Genomic DNA, 13853 nt, shown 5'->3' with positions numbered 1-13853 from the left:
GCCGGCTCCTCTCTAGAACCCCATCAGGTGACGGCCACCGCGCCGATCCCGTACAGAAGCAGGTTCCCGGCGAGAGGATGGCGCAAAAAGGGATTGACTAACCAAGCCCGTTACAGAAGCCCGCATGGAGCGAAGCGGAATGCGGGACCGGTCCCGGATTGCGCTTCGCTCCATCCGGGCTACGGGGCGGCGCGCAACGACGGCGGAGTAACTATCCCCCCAGCGCGCCCTGTGTGTTCACGTACAACGCGTAGATCGACTGGCTCGCCGCCATGAACAGGCGGTTGCGCTTGACGCCGCCGAAGCAGAGGTTGGCGCAGCGTTCGGGCAGGGCGATCCGGCCGATCGTGACGCCATCGGGCGCGAACACCACGACGCCGTCGAGCTCGGGATCGCCCATGCCCCAGCCGCACCAGAGATTGCCGTCGATGTCGCAGCGCATGCCGTCAGGGGTGCCCGGGCCTGCATCGATGTGGACGCGCTTGTTGGAAATCGCAGTGCCGTCAGCCGAGACGTCATAGGCGAGAATCTTGCGGTTCGGCACCCCGCGCGATTCCACGACGTAGAGGATTTTCTCGTCCGGCGAGAAGCACAGCCCGTTCGGCCCCAGCACGCCCTCGGCGACGATGGTCGTCTTGCCGGTCGCGGGATCGAGCCGGTAGACGTTGGGCTCGATCTCGGGCTCCGCCTTGTAGCCTTCGTAATTGCCAAGCAGGCCGAAGGTGGGATCGGTGAACCAGACCGCGCCGTCGGACTTCACCACGACGTCGTTCGGCGAGTTGAGCTTCTTGCCGCCAAAAGAATCCATCAGCACGGTGATGCTGCCGTCATATTCGGTGCGGGTGACGCGTCGCCCGCCATGCTCGCAGGTGACGAGCCGGCCCTGGCGATCCCTGGTGTTGCCGTTGGCGAAATTGGAGGGCTTGCGGAACACGCTGACGGCGCCGGTCTCCTCTTCCCATTTGACGATGCGCTGGTTCGGGATGTCGCTGCACAGCAGATAGCGTCCGTCGCCGAACCAGACCGGGCCCTCGGCCCAGCGCAGGCCGGTCGTCAGCCGTTCCACCGCCGAGAGCTTCAGCCAGTATTTTTCGAAGCGGGGATCGAGTGCACGGATCGCCGGATCGGGGTAATAGGTCGCCGGCCGCCAGCCTTGCTGCGATCCTTGGTTATGGGACGATGCATCGTTCATGTGCAATTCTCGTTGTTGCGTTCCCTCTGTCCAAGTCTGCTAGCATCAGATATCTACGGCCGCAATTCGGTCGCTACATACGAGGAAAGACATGCCGCGCATCTTGATGACGGGAGCTTCGGGCGGGATTGGAACGCGCCTGCGAAAACTGCTGCCGCCGATCTATCCGGACCTCCTGCTCAGCGACATCCGGCCGCCCGCCGATCTCGGCCCGAACGAACAGTTCAAGGCGGCGGACCTCTCTGACATGGCGCAGGTCGAGGCGCTCTGCGAGGGCGTCGACGGCATCATCCATTTCGGCGGCTATTCCGTCGAGGGCCCCTGGAACGACATCCTCCAGGCCAACATCGTCGGCGGCTACAATCTGTTCGAGGCCGCGTACAGGAAGGGCGTCAAGCGCGTGGTGTTCGCCTCGTCCAATCACGTGGTCGGCTTCTATCCGCGCCACCTCAAGATCGGCACCGACGTCACCGTGCGCCCCGACGGGCGTTACGGCGTCAGCAAGGTGTTCGGCGAAGCGGTCGGCGCGCTCTATGCCGACAAGCACGGGCTGAAGGTCACCTGCATCCGCATCGGCAATTGCGACGAGCGGCCGCTCGATCATCGCCGCATCTCGATGTGGCTGAAGCCGGATGATCTCGTGCAGCTCTGCCAGATCGGGCTCGAGCATCCCGACATTCATTTCGAGGTCTTCTACGGCGTCTCCCTGAACGAGCGCGCCTGGTGGGACAACCACCGCGCCTACGAGTTCGGCTACCGCCCGACCGGCCGCTCCGAGGATCATGTGGCGCACGCGATGGCCGAGCAGGCCAAGTTGAAGCCGGACCCGATCGGCGACCACTACCAGGGCGGCTCGTTCGCCAGCCTGGAGTTCGACGGCGATGCGAGCCGCATCATCGATTGGAATAAGCGCTAGGCGGCGGACTCACAATCTGATCAGCCCGCGACGGCACGCCCCTGTCCGCGCTCGCCCTCGGGAGCGGACAGGGTCGCCGCAGCGAGCCGGCCGAGGGCCATCGGCGCACGCCCCGAATATCGCGACAAACGAGGCCTGCCCGGCTGATCGCGTGACCTGATCGCGCGTCATTTCGCAACGCGCGCTTCCTGTTTCCTGGTCACGTGCCAGAGCACGATATGGTAGTGCGGCACATCAACGCCGGGATGACCCGGGTTGAAGTAGAAGCTGACGTGGTCAACTGCTCCCGCGGACCCTGCCGCCTCCAATGACTTGTGATCGTCGATGTCCTTGTTCGGGACCATGTACACGGTCGCCACCAGACGATCCCTGCGATCGAAGCACAGGAACGGCCCCAGCGGCAAAGTGTCGGGCTTGACGAAGATGATGCCGAGGCCCGGAAAGAACTTTGGGAAGTTCACGAGATCGCTGACCCGTTCGTATCCGTTTTTTTCGGCGACCTTCCGCTGATTTGGCGGCGAACGAACGGCTTCGTGCTTCCTGTGCGCTTTGCCGCTTCGGTGAGGGGCTGTTCTGGTTTGCTTGACCTCATCAGGCGGCGGCGCAGTGGCCGGTGCGAGTGTCTGCTGCGCTGGTGGCCAGATGGGAGCGAATTGGGCGGCGGGATGCCTCACGTCGGCGATCAAGGCGAGCAGCGCAACCAGAGCTGCGGTCACAAGCGCTTTGCGCATCGACACCTCCCGGGGTTTGTTTACCAAGTTTGTTCACTTGGGCGGATTGCGTTCTCGCCAGCGCAAGAAATCCCGGAACAATTCTTCGCGGTCGGGAGCACTGGCGGTCGGTTTTCCCTCGAGGAACCGGCCGAACGCCTTGCGAAGCGCGGCCTCGCCTCCCGATTGCTGCTGGAGCCAGCGCTCTGCCGGTCGGAATCGTCGCCATCCGGGGAGCTGCGCGGCCAGGTTCACCTCGCGCCATTTGGGGTGATGCGCGTCGCCGAGAAATTCGGGGAAGCGCGTGAACAATGTCTGGACGAACAATTCCAGCAGCCGAAATCGCTCGTTGCCGCTCGGCCAGTTGTAGGCGAAGAGGGCGGATTTGATCGCGATCGTGTCGACGCTTGCTTCGGCGGCGATGATATTCGGGTAGTCCTTATGGCGGAGCGTCGATGGCAGATAATCTTGTTGCAGCAGCTCTTTGGAGTAGGGGATGGGCAGGAAGTGAACACCATCGAGTTGCGAGACCTGTGCCAGGAAGCTGACCGGTTTTCCTGAGACCAGCAGAGCGGCGGCGAGATCTCCCTTCCTCAGACCATCCAGCGCGGCCTCCGGACCCAGGTTCGACTCGCTGATCTTCACGCCCAGACGGTTCAACACCTCGCGGCCAAGGACAGCGGCGGCACTGCCGTCGTCCCCGAGATTGACCCTCTTTCCCGCCAGGTCCGTCAGGCTTCCGATCTCCGGCCGCGCGAGAAGATGGAACTCTTCGATATGGAGCGGGGCAATGTAGGTAAGCTTGTCAGAGATATCTCCGAACGTCCTTGTCTCCCGGAGCCGGTCGACCAGGACGACAGGCGCGATCGCCACGTCGGCGCCTGCGAGGGTGAGCACATCAAGGACGTTGCGGATACCGCCGTTTCCCACGATGGACAGGACCCGCAGTGCAACCTCGCCATGAGGGCCGGTCTCCTGGCCGCCGGCGAGTGTAGTCGCAATGTCCTGCGCGATCGCGAATTCAGTGCATTGCGGCGTACCAGTTACGAATCCCACCGTATACGGGTCCGCAGATAGTCCCGTTCCCTTCCTGGGGATGTCTTCTTTTCGCGGAGATACCTTTGCGGATTCGCTCGGAGAAGCGGACGGCCGCTTTTGCGCGAGGGAATCCTGGACCTGTCCGCCGAGCCAGGCCGCTGCAATCAACGCGATGAACAAACCGGCCCGCATCGCTCCGCAGACCCTCATCGTTCAAGCCTGCTCGGTCAGCCCTCCCTTGGGCGGGACATGCTCCGAGAAACTGCCACCTGCCGTGCCCGAAGCAAAACCGAGGCTAATGCTCGGCCTTCCAACGCGCCCGGGGCAACGGCGTTCCGTGATGGATGCCTGCGGCAGGTCGCCAGGTTATCTATCCAGGCGTCGGAACCGACACCTCAAACCACGCGCTTGCCGGCCTTCGCCGCGATCGGCTTCTGCACGAAATACATCAGGACCAGGGAAATCACCGCCGTCGTCACGACGACGTATCCGAGCCGGTCGAAATGCCGGAGCGTACCGTCGGCGTCCTGCGCGATGAGCGCGGCGGCGAGCACTGAGCCGAGCCCGCCGGAGAATTGTTGCAGGGACGCGCCGACGGCGCTGAAGGAGCCGCGCTGTGCCGGCTCGGGGATTGCGGAGATCAACGCCTGCGACGGGATCATGCGTGAGAAGATGCCGACGAACATCAGGACGTTGACCAGGATCGCGACCGGCAGCCTCACCTGGCCGAGATGCGTGTAGATCAGCACCATGACGATCGACATGGCGCTGCCGAAGGCAAAGGTCGGGTATTTGCCGAAAGCATCGCTCGCGCGTCCGACCAATGGGCCGATGACGATGCTGAACAGGCCGGAGACGAGATAGATCGTCGGCAGATGCACGATATCGATGCCGAGGTTGTGCACGGTGTAGGCGCTGCCGAACGGCATCAGCATGTAGCCGCCGGTCGCCAGCAGCGTCGTCACTGAGAATGCCATCCAATAACGTGGCTGCGAGACCGTTGCGACCAGATGCCGGAACGGGTTTCTATCCTGCTTCAGCGCGAGATGGCCGTTCACCGGCTTCATCAGGAACAGCACGGCGGCCATCCCGATCACCGACAGGCCGACCAGTGCGCCGAACGCGACGTGCCAGTTCCACTGGTTGGCGAGGAAAAGACCAGCAGGGATGCCCAGCACCTGGCTTGCGGCGAAGGCGGTTTGCACGAAACCCATGACGCGGCCGCGCAATTTCAGCGCAAACAGATCGGTCACGATGGCGAGCACGACCGAGCCGATCACGCCGCCGAACAGGCCGGTCACGATCCGCCCCAGCAGCAACAGATGATAGTTGGGCGCGATCGCGCAAAGCGCCGTGCCGAGGGTAAAGCCGGCATAGAAAAACAGCAGCAGCCGCTTGCGATCGAACCGATCGGCAAAGCCAGCCGCCATGATGCCGGAAATTCCCGCGCTGAATGCATAGGCCGAGACCGCCGCCCCGAACTGTGCGGCCGAAATATCGAGCGCCGGCATCATGATGGCGCCGAGCGGCGACATGATCATGAAATCGATGATGATCGTGAACTGGACCAGCGCCAGCAGCGCAACCAGGATCGCCTGGTAGCGCGAAAAGCCGCGGGATGGCGCTTGCCGCTCGGCTATCGGCTCGGTCAGGGTTTGTTCGGTCATGGCATTTCATTCGGGAGGAGACAGGTGAGGACGCGCGATCTGCCGCCGGGCGCCGGTCTCTATCTATTCTGGCTCTGCGTTATTTCGATGGCTTGACAACGGTTTTAATTCCCGTTCGACGCGGTGGGTTCTCTCACCACACCCGCCGCGGTAGATCGACTACGGCCCAAAAGGCGAAAAGCGAAAGTTGCCTGCAAGGGTCTGCTTCACGACTCGAAGCCGACGTCTCACATTCATGAGTTCGCGCTTTGGCGTTCCGCTTCCTCGCCGGCCGTGATCCGCGCCAGATAATCCTTCTTGCTGAACTGCATGTGATCCACACAGAGCTGGGCCAGCGCCCAGCTGTCGCGGCCCTTCAACAGCTCGATCATCAACTCGTGCTGGCGCCGCGATTGTGCCAGCCCGTCGCTGTCGGCGAGATTCTTCGCGCGCATCGGGAGCGTCAAGTTCATGTAGTCCTGAAGCGAGCGCACCAGATAGGGATTGCCACAGGCCGAAAACAGCGCGAGGTGGAAGGCGTCGTTGGCCTCGTGGATGCCGCGCAGGTCCTGCACGTCCGCTCTCGCGCAATATTGCCGTTGCAATGCGGAGAGCTCGTCGATCAGGCCTTGCGGTGCGGGCAGGGGGATCATCAGCGCGGCCTGCCGCGTCAGCATCTCCCGGACCTCGTAGATCTGCCGCACCTCGTCCGCCGAATAGAACCGCACGGTGGCGCCGACATTCCTCTCGCGGCGGACGATGCCGCGGCGCTCCGCATCCACCAGCGCCTGGCGCACGAAGTGCCGCGAGGTGCCGTAGGCCGACATCAGCGCGTCTTCGGTGAGGCGCGCGCCCGGCGCGAGGCGGCCGAAGATGATGTCCTCCTCGAGCCGCGCGACGACGTCGTCCGGATCGTCGCGCCGGACCGTCATTGCCTCAGCGGTGCGGGTGTCGGACATGCCCTCAGTCTCCCGGCGTCTGGCCGGTCCCATCCTGTGGAGCAGGGAAGGCCCGGATTGTCAATAATCTGGTCGCCCGCTGGCGCGTAGATCCAGAAATCGGCAGGTTTGACGTCTGTCTTATTGACAATCAGGGGGTGGTCTGTACGACAATGGCAGGGTGAATGGAGTGGCATGATGACGAGTGGCTTGCGCAAAGGGCTGACGAGCTATGGCGATGCCGGCTTCTCGCTGTTCCTGCGCAAGGCGTTCATCAAGGCCATGGGCTATTCCGACGACGCGCTGGAGCGCCCGATCGTCGGCATCACCAACACCTACAGCGATTACAATCCCTGCCACGGCAACGTCCCGCAGATCATCGAGGCGGCAAAGCGCGGCGTGATGCTGTCGGGCGCGATGCCGTTCGTGTTCCCGACCATCTCGATCGCGGAGAGCTTTGCGCATCCGACCTCGATGTATCTGCGCAATCTGATGGCGATGGACACCGAGGAGATGATCCGCGCGCAGCCGATGGATTCGGTGATCGTGATCGGCGGCTGCGACAAGACGCTGCCGGCGCAAGTGATGGCCGCGATCAGCGCCGATCTGCCGACCGTGGTCATTCCGGTCGGGCCGATGGTGGTCGGCCACCATAAGGGTGAGGTGTTGGGGGCCTGCACCGACTGTCGCCGGCTGTGGGGCAAGTATCGCGCCGGCGAGATCGATGATGCCGAGATTGAAGCGGTCAATGGTCGTCTCGCGCCGTCGGTCGGCACCTGCATGGTGATGGGCACGGCTTCGACCATGGCCTGCATGATTGAAGCCATGGGCCTGTCGCTGCCGATGAGCGCGACGATTCCCGCGCCGCATGCCGAGCGCTTTCGTCTGGCGGAGGCGAGCGGCAGGGTTGCCGCCGAGATGGCCAAGACCAGGGGCCCGAAGCCGAGCGAATTGCTGACGCCGGCCTCCTTTAGGAATGCCCAGGTCGTGCTTCAGGCGATCGGCGGCTCGACCAACGGCCTGATTCATTTGACCGCGATGGCACATCGCTCGCCGCACCGGCTCGATCTCGGGGTGTTCGACCAGATCGGCCGCGAGGTGCCGGTGCTGGTCGATCTCAAGCCGTCCGGCGAGCATTACATGGAGCATTTTCATCACGCCGGCGGCGTGCCGAAACTGCTGGCGCAGCTTGGCGACCTCGTCGATCTCGATGCGAAGACCATCACGGGCGAGAGCCTGCGCGATGTCGTCGCGAACGCGGAAGACGTGCCCGGCCAGGACGCGATCCGCCCGCGCGACAATCCGATCAAGAAGGAAGGCGGCCTCGCCGTCCTGCACGGCAATCTCGCGCCGCGCGGCGCCGTCATCAAGCAATCCGCCGCGAGCCCAAAACTGCTGCAGCACACCGGACGTGCGGTGGTGTTCGAATCCGTCGAGGACATGACCTTGCGGGTCGACGATCCCGATCTCGACGTGAACGCTGATGACGTGCTGGTGCTGCGCAATGCCGGCCCGAAGGGTGCGCCCGGCATGCCCGAGGCGGGCTATCTGCCGATCCCGAAGAAGCTCGCGCGGGGCGGTACCAAGGACATGGTGCGCATTTCGGACGCGCGCATGAGCGGCACGGCGTTCGGCACCATCGTGCTGCACATCACGCCGGAATCCGCCGTCGGTGGGCCGCTGGCGCTGGTGAGGAACGGCGACATGATCCGCCTCGACGTTGCCAGGCGCAGCATCGAACTGCTGGTCGATGCTGCCGAGCTGGAACGGCGGCGCGCCACGTTGAAACCGGCCGCTGCGCCGGACGAGGCGCGGCGCGGCTATGCCTGGCTGTTCAACGAGACCATCATGCAGGCCGACGAGGGCTGCGACTTCGATTTCATGCAGAGGACTGGGAAGCAGACCGAGAAGGGGTGACCAACCCAAAACGGAGCCCAGACCGCTGAAGCGGCGGGCGTTAAAAACAGGGGGAAACGATGATTGCACGATCCATGCCAAGATTCTTACATCGGCTGACGGCAACGGCCGCGATCCTGTTCGTCACGGGTGCATCGGCACAGGAGGTGAAGCATTATCGCTTCGCCTATGACCAGCCGCGCAACACCGGCTATTCCATCGCGGGCGACCTTTTTGCCGACAAGCTCAAGGAATTGAGCAAAGGCACCATGATCATCGACCAGTATCCGGGCGCGCAGCTCGGGCAGGAGCCGCAGGTGCTCCAGCTCGTGAAAGCGGGCGACGTCGAATTTGCGATCATCTCCTCGGCGAACACCGCGACGATCTCGCCACAGGCGGGCGTGATGTCGTTGCACTTCCTCTTCCGCGACGAGAACCACGTGGTCAAGGGGCTGGCAGATCCAAAAGTGTTCGAAGCTCTCAAGACCCTGATCGACGAGACCACGCAGGGCCTGCACGTCATCGCGACGGGCTCACAGGGCGTTCGTCACATGTACTCCAAGAAGGAGATCCACAATGTCGGCGACATCAAGGGCCTGAAGATCCGCGTGCAGGCGACCGCGACCGAGGACACCATGTTTCCGGCCTACGGCGCCCAGACCGTGCACATGCCGTTCGGCAGCGTCTACACAAGCTTGCAAACCGGCGTGGTCGACGTCGCCGAGAACAGCATCAACGTCTACCTCGTCAACAAGCATTACGAGGTCGCCCCGGTGCTGAACATCACCGAGCACGAGGCCAACAACGCGCTGGTGTTCATCTCCGACAAGCTCTGGCAGAGCCTTTCGGCCGAGCAGAAGGGCTGGGTGCAGGCGGCGGGGAACGAGGTCAGCTCCAAGGAGCCGCAGAAGGCGTTCGAGCTGGAGCGGACCGCGGCCGAGAAGTTGAAAAAGATGGGCGTGAAGATCGTCGACAACGTCGACAAGAAGAGTTTTACGGCGATCGCCGATCCCTATCTCGACAAACTCGCCAAGGAGCTCGGCCCGCACGCCGAGAAGATCAAGAATTTGATCCGCTCGATCAACTAGGCCGCCTGTGACCTTCCTTCGAGACGCCCGCCTACGGCGGGCCCTCAGGACGAGGTCCGGTTTTCCGGCAGCATTTTAGACCCTCATGGTGAGGGCCCGCCAAGGCGGGCGTCTCGAACCATGCAGGCCGAGCACGTTCGGCAGCTTCCCAGCTGTCACATGCCACAGCTCCGGGATGACGGGGAAGTAAATGCCAATCGCCGACAAACTGCTGGTGCAACGGCAGCGTCACCTCAAGTGGCGCGGGCTCGACTGGCTTGAGCTGGCTCTGATGATCCTCTGCGGCGTGCTCTGCTTCGGCTTCTCGCTGTCGGTCACTGCCGACATCGTCACCCGCACTATCGGCCATCCCTGGCTGTGGCTTCAGGAAGTGACCTCGACGCTGTTCATCTACGCGATCTTCATCGGGGCGGCGGCCGCGACGCGACGCAACGACCACCTCTATCTCACCGCGATCTCCGAGGCGATGCACGGCACGTCCCGCGTGATCGTGGAAGTGATCATCCGCCTGGTCGTGCTCGGCGTCGCGTTCTGCCTGATCTGGTACGGCTATCAGAACTATCTCCGCGGCTTCGGCAGTTTCCGCCTGCCGTCGGGCACGCCGATCGCATCGCTCTACGCGATCATCCCGCTGTCGGGCCTGCTGGTCGGCCTGTTCACGATCGAGCAGCTCGTCAATGGCCTGCGCAACGGCTTTGACGACCCCGAGCCGTCCGATGAGGATGCAGCGCCTGTTGTCACCGACGCACAGATGAGGGCGCAGCCGTGAGTGCACCGGTTGTCCTGGCGTTGATGTCGATCTGTTTCCTGTCGTTCGGCTATCTCGGCGTGCCCGTGCCGTTCTCGCTGATGGCCGGCGTCTTCATCGGCGCGCTCCTGTCGGACGTGTCGCTCGCGGCGATCATCCAGAAGATCTTCGACGGCGTCGATTCCGAGGCGCTGCTGGCGATCCCGTTCTTCCTGCTGGTCGGCGAGCTCATGAGCTCGGCCAACGTGGTGGTACGGATTGCGAATTTGTCGGTGTCGCTGGTCGGGCACATCAGGGGCGGGCTGTCGCAGGTCGTGGTCGTCTTCAGCATGTTCTTCTCGGAGATGTCGGGCTCCACGACCGCGGACGTCGCCGTGATGAGCCGCGCGCTGGGCGGCCCGATGAAACGGGAGGGTTATGAGCCTGCCTTCATCGCCGCCATCATCGCGTCCGCCTCGACCATTGCGGCGCTGGTGCCGCCGAGCATCACCGCGGTGGTCTATGGCGCGGTCGGCAACGTCTCGATCGCCGGCCTGTTCATGGCAGGCGTCGTGCCGGGCCTGATGATCGGCTTCGGGTTGATGATCTACTGCTATTTCTTCGGGCCCTCCGGCCTGCGCAAGCCGCGCGCGCCGCTGCGGCAGGTGGTGTTCGCGGCCGGCGATGCGGCGCTCCCGCTGATGATCCCGGTGATCCTGTTAGGAGGCATTCTGACCGGCTGGTTCACGCCGACGGAAGCCGGCGTCGTCGCCGTGGCCTGGATTGTCGTCGTCGTGATTCCTGCGCTCAACCGCGGGCACATCAGGAAGATTCCGTACGATTTCTGCCTCGCCGGCCTGATCTTCTCGCTGCCGCTGATCACGATCGGCGCCGCCAACGCGTTCGGCTGGATGCTCGCGTATCTGCGCGGCGCAAGCTACATCGCCGAAATGATCACCTCGATCGCCGGCAACGACCCGCATCTGATCATGCTCTTGATGGTGCTGCTGTTCACCGTGGTCGGCGACTTCATCGAGCCGGTGCCGACCATCATCATCTTCATGCCGCTGGTCAACGCGCTGACCGAAGCTGGCGATATCAACGGTGTGCACATGGGCGTGGTGCTGATCGCCACGCTTGCCTTCGGCCTGATCACGCCGCCCTATGGGCTGGTGCTGCTGATGGCGTCGAAATTCGTGGGCGTCAGTTTTGCCAAGGCGCTGCGTGCGGCGTTGCCGATCTATCTGGTGTTCCTGGCGACCATCGCGTTCGCGATCTACTTTCCGAGCGTCGTGCTGTGGCTGCCGCGACAGGTGCTGCCGGAATCCGTCGGCTGCTTCAAGTCGCCGGCAGGCACGGGCTATATCTGTCCCCAGTGAGCCTGCTTGAGTGGATGCTACTTGCCCTTGCTGGTGAATTTCTTCACGGCGAGGCGAAACTCCTCCGTGTTCATCGCCATGATGATCTTGTGCTCCTCGGCGTCGAGCTGCTGCTTCACTGGCGTCGTAGCGGCCTGGTAGACCAGCGACTTGGTGCCGGCAATCGCCGCCGGCGGGTTCTGTGCCAGCCGCTCGGCGAGTTGTCGCGTCGCCGCCTTCAGCTCCGTCGCGGGGACGATCTTGGCGACCAGGCCCCATTCATGGGCTTGCTGTGCGGTAAAATTGTCCTCGGACAGGAAAATCTGGAGCGCGCGGCGCGGGCCGACCGTGCCGACGATGCCGACCGTAGAGCCGCCATCCGGCGACACGCCGATCTTGGCATAGGCCGGCGTGAATTTGGCATCCTCCGCAGCGATGCAGAGATCGGTGACGAAGGCGAGGCCCATGCCCGCGCCTGCGGCTGAGCCGTGGACGCTGGACAGCGAGATCTTCGGCATGCGCCGGACGGTCTCGATGAAGGCATGATAGTGCTTCAATAGCTCGCCGACGACGGGCGTTACCGTATTGGCCTCGGCCGCGGCACCGATCGTCTGCAGATCGCCGCCGGCTGAGAAGGCGCGGCCTTCGCCTTCGAGGATCACGACCCTGATGTCGTCGGCGCCTTCGATGTAGGCTGCAAGCTGTTCGAGCTTTTGCGCAATCGCAAGGTTGATCGAGTTGAACGCGGTGGGGCGGTTCAGCGTGATGGTTGCAATCGGGCCGTCGATCCGCAGCAAGGCGGGATCATCGGGTTGGGAGATGGGAGCTGGCATCTTGAAATCCCCGGCATGAGGTCGTTGCTGCAACTAAATCGCAGAAGGCGAGGGGTGACAATCCCCGGCCGCCAGTGCCCCGCGGACGGCCCTTGCGCAAGCCGGAACGATAGGCTCAAATGGGGCAGCCTTTGCCGAGGGACGGACACGAGCGCCGGCTCCTCCTAGGCCAGCAAATCAAAATCAGCGAGAGAGGAGACGACATGGGTCACGCTCGTGTCTCCGGAAATGGGCTGTTCCGATGACGGATGGTCCGGTGATCATTGTCGGTGCCGGCCATGCTGGCTACCAGGTTGCGGCATCGCTGCGCCAGGCGGGCTTCTCAGGGCGGGTCTGCCTGATCAATGACGAGGTGCATCTGCCCTATCAGCGGCCGCCCTTGTCCAAGGGCTATATCAAGGGCTCGGCCGGGCCGGACAGCCTGATGTTCCGGCCGGAGAAATTCTTCCACGACCAGACCATCGAGCTGATCGCGGGCCGCGTGGTGTCGATCGGCCGCGCCGGGCGCAAGGTCCTGCTCGCGTCGGGCGAGACGCTTCCCTACGGCCATTTGATCCTGGCGACGGGCGCGCGCAACCGCCTGCTCGATCTGCCCAATGCGAACCTTCCCGACGTGAAATACTTGCGCACCCTCAACGAGAGCGAGGCGCTGCGAACAGTCATCCCGTCGAAGACGCGGGTGGTGGTGATCGGCGCCGGCTTCATCGGCCTGGAGTTTGCGTCGACCGCGCGGATCAAGGGGCTCGATGTCGACGTACTCGAGCTCGCCCCGCGCGTGATGGCGCGCGCGGTGACGGCGGAGGTCTCGGATTACTTTCAGGCGCGGCATCGCGAGGCCGGCATCCGCATTCATCTCGGTGTGCAGGCAACCTCGATCGAGGCCGAGGGCGGCAGGGTGACCGGTGTCTCCTTGCGCGACGGCCGGCATCTGCCGGCGAATCTCGTCGTGGTCGGCGTCGGCGTGCTGCCGAACATCGAGCTTGCGGCGGAGGCGGGGCTTCCGGTCGCCGCCGGCATCATCGTCGACGAATATCTCTCGACGGCCGATCCTGATATCTCGGCGATCGGCGATTGCGCGCTGTTCGCCAGCCCGCGCTTCGGCGGATCGCAGCGGCTGGAATCGGTGCAGAATGCCACCGATCACGCGCGCTGCCTCGCGGCGCGGCTGACCGGCGACCGGAAAGCCTATGACAGCCATCCCTGGTTCTGGAGCGACCAGGGCGAGGACAAGCTCCAGATCGCGGGCCTCACCACCGGCTACGACCGCGTCGTGCTGCGCGGCGATCCCGCCAGGAAGGCGTTCTCTGCGTTCTGCTACAAAGGTGACAGTCTGCTCGGCATCGAATCGATCAACCGCGCCGGCGACCACATGTTCGGTCGCCGCCTGTTCGGCCTGGATCGCTCGATCACGCCGGAGCAGGCCGCCGATGAAACTTTTGACCTGAAGGGCGCGCTGGCTTGAGGTTCTTCTCCCTCTCCCCGTGCTTACGGGGAGAGGGTTGGGGTAGGGT

12 protein-coding genes are annotated in these 13853 nt (G+C 63.8%); 6 read left to right on the top strand and 6 right to left on the bottom strand.

What is annotated here, in order from left to right; all coding sequences use genetic code 11:
* Positions 1 to 211 precede the first annotated feature (211 nt).
* The gene (locus QCM77_RS44035; RefSeq protein ID WP_279668917.1) at positions 212 to 1192 is read right to left on the bottom strand and encodes an SMP-30/gluconolactonase/LRE family protein; all 981 of its coding nucleotides are present in this window, start codon (positions 1190 to 1192) and stop codon (positions 212 to 214) included.
* Positions 1193 to 1283: 91 nt separating this feature from the next.
* On the opposite strand from QCM77_RS44035, the gene QCM77_RS44030 reads away from it, so the two are divergent.
* Positions 1284 to 2108, top strand: coding sequence for an NAD-dependent epimerase/dehydratase family protein (locus tag QCM77_RS44030; RefSeq protein WP_279668916.1), 825 nt, complete (start codon positions 1284 to 1286; stop codon positions 2106 to 2108).
* Between the two features lie 167 nt (positions 2109 to 2275).
* Here the strand turns inward: QCM77_RS44030 and QCM77_RS44025 are convergent, their stop codons facing one another.
* From QCM77_RS44025 to QCM77_RS44010, 4 genes are all read right to left on the bottom strand, one after another.
* Positions 2276 to 2839, bottom strand: a complete 564-nt coding sequence (locus tag QCM77_RS44025) for a hypothetical protein (RefSeq protein WP_279691295.1) — start codon at positions 2837 to 2839, stop codon at positions 2276 to 2278.
* 33 nt (positions 2840 to 2872) lie between these two features.
* Complete coding sequence (locus tag QCM77_RS44020) at positions 2873 to 4048, bottom strand: TAXI family TRAP transporter solute-binding subunit (protein ID WP_280096930.1); 1176 nt, start codon at positions 4046 to 4048, stop codon at positions 2873 to 2875.
* Between the two features lie 203 nt (positions 4049 to 4251).
* On the bottom strand, positions 4252 to 5523 hold the full coding sequence (locus QCM77_RS44015) for an MFS transporter (RefSeq protein WP_279668913.1): 1272 nt from the start codon (positions 5521 to 5523) through the stop codon (positions 4252 to 4254).
* A 233-nt stretch (positions 5524 to 5756) separates the two neighbouring features.
* Positions 5757 to 6461, bottom strand: coding sequence for a GntR family transcriptional regulator (locus tag QCM77_RS44010; protein ID WP_280096929.1), 705 nt, complete (start codon positions 6459 to 6461; stop codon positions 5757 to 5759).
* A 177-nt stretch (positions 6462 to 6638) separates the two neighbouring features.
* Between QCM77_RS44010 and QCM77_RS44005 the strand changes: the two genes are divergently transcribed.
* The 4 genes from QCM77_RS44005 to QCM77_RS43990 all read left to right on the top strand — a co-directional run bounded on the left by QCM77_RS44005 (position 6639) and on the right by QCM77_RS43990 (position 11530).
* Entirely contained in the window at positions 6639 to 8357 is a 1719-nt protein-coding gene (locus QCM77_RS44005; protein ID WP_279668911.1) for an IlvD/Edd family dehydratase, read from the top strand.
* 59 nt (positions 8358 to 8416) lie between these two features.
* A complete protein-coding gene (locus tag QCM77_RS44000) occupies positions 8417 to 9424 on the top strand; it encodes a TRAP transporter substrate-binding protein (RefSeq protein WP_279668910.1) in 1008 nt (335 codons plus the stop codon).
* Between the two features lie 190 nt (positions 9425 to 9614).
* Positions 9615 to 10193, top strand: coding sequence for a TRAP transporter small permease (locus tag QCM77_RS43995; RefSeq protein ID WP_279668909.1), 579 nt, complete (start codon positions 9615 to 9617; stop codon positions 10191 to 10193).
* Entirely contained in the window at positions 10190 to 11530 is a 1341-nt protein-coding gene (locus QCM77_RS43990; protein ID WP_279668908.1) for a TRAP transporter large permease, read from the top strand. Before QCM77_RS43995 ends, QCM77_RS43990 begins: the two co-directional genes overlap by 4 nt.
* A gap of 17 nt (positions 11531 to 11547) precedes the next feature.
* Here the strand turns inward: QCM77_RS43990 and QCM77_RS43985 are convergent, their stop codons facing one another.
* Complete coding sequence (locus tag QCM77_RS43985) at positions 11548 to 12342, bottom strand: enoyl-CoA hydratase/isomerase family protein (protein ID WP_279668907.1); 795 nt, start codon at positions 12340 to 12342, stop codon at positions 11548 to 11550.
* A 241-nt stretch (positions 12343 to 12583) separates the two neighbouring features.
* Between QCM77_RS43985 and QCM77_RS43980 the strand changes: the two genes are divergently transcribed.
* On the top strand, positions 12584 to 13804 hold the full coding sequence (locus tag QCM77_RS43980) for an NAD(P)/FAD-dependent oxidoreductase (protein ID WP_279668906.1): 1221 nt from the start codon (positions 12584 to 12586) through the stop codon (positions 13802 to 13804).
* Positions 13805 to 13853: the final 49 nt, after the last annotated feature.

The sequence above is a fragment of the Bradyrhizobium nivariense genome (genome assembly GCF_029846695.2).
GTDB lineage: Bacteria > Pseudomonadota > Alphaproteobacteria > Rhizobiales > Xanthobacteraceae > Bradyrhizobium.
Note: the sequence above shows the minus strand (reverse complement) of the source record. Positions and strands in the feature narration are given on the sequence as shown.

Excerpts from the sequence above, each read along its gene's own strand:
- QCM77_RS44005 (WP_279668911.1), top strand. The coding sequence starts at position 6,639 with ATGACGAGTGGCTTGCGCAAAGGGCTGACGAGCTATGGCGATGCCGGC.
- QCM77_RS44025 (WP_279691295.1), bottom strand. The coding sequence starts at position 2,839 with ATGCGCAAAGCGCTTGTGACCGCAGCTCTGGTTGCGCTGCTCGCCTTG.
- QCM77_RS43985 (WP_279668907.1), bottom strand. The coding sequence starts at position 12,342 with ATGCCAGCTCCCATCTCCCAACCCGATGATCCCGCCTTGCTGCGGATC.
- QCM77_RS44010 (WP_280096929.1), bottom strand. The coding sequence starts at position 6,461 with ATGTCCGACACCCGCACCGCTGAGGCAATGACGGTCCGGCGCGACGAT.
- QCM77_RS44015 (WP_279668913.1), bottom strand. The coding sequence starts at position 5,523 with ATGACCGAACAAACCCTGACCGAGCCGATAGCCGAGCGGCAAGCGCCA.
- QCM77_RS43995 (WP_279668909.1), top strand. The coding sequence starts at position 9,615 with ATGCCAATCGCCGACAAACTGCTGGTGCAACGGCAGCGTCACCTCAAG.
- QCM77_RS44000 (WP_279668910.1), top strand. The coding sequence starts at position 8,417 with ATGATTGCACGATCCATGCCAAGATTCTTACATCGGCTGACGGCAACG.
- QCM77_RS44020 (WP_280096930.1), bottom strand. The coding sequence starts at position 4,048 with ATGCGGGCCGGTTTGTTCATCGCGTTGATTGCAGCGGCCTGGCTCGGC.
- QCM77_RS44035 (WP_279668917.1), bottom strand. The coding sequence starts at position 1,192 with ATGAACGATGCATCGTCCCATAACCAAGGATCGCAGCAAGGCTGGCGG.
- QCM77_RS43980 (WP_279668906.1), top strand. The coding sequence starts at position 12,584 with ATGACGGATGGTCCGGTGATCATTGTCGGTGCCGGCCATGCTGGCTAC.
- QCM77_RS44030 (WP_279668916.1), top strand. The coding sequence starts at position 1,284 with ATGCCGCGCATCTTGATGACGGGAGCTTCGGGCGGGATTGGAACGCGC.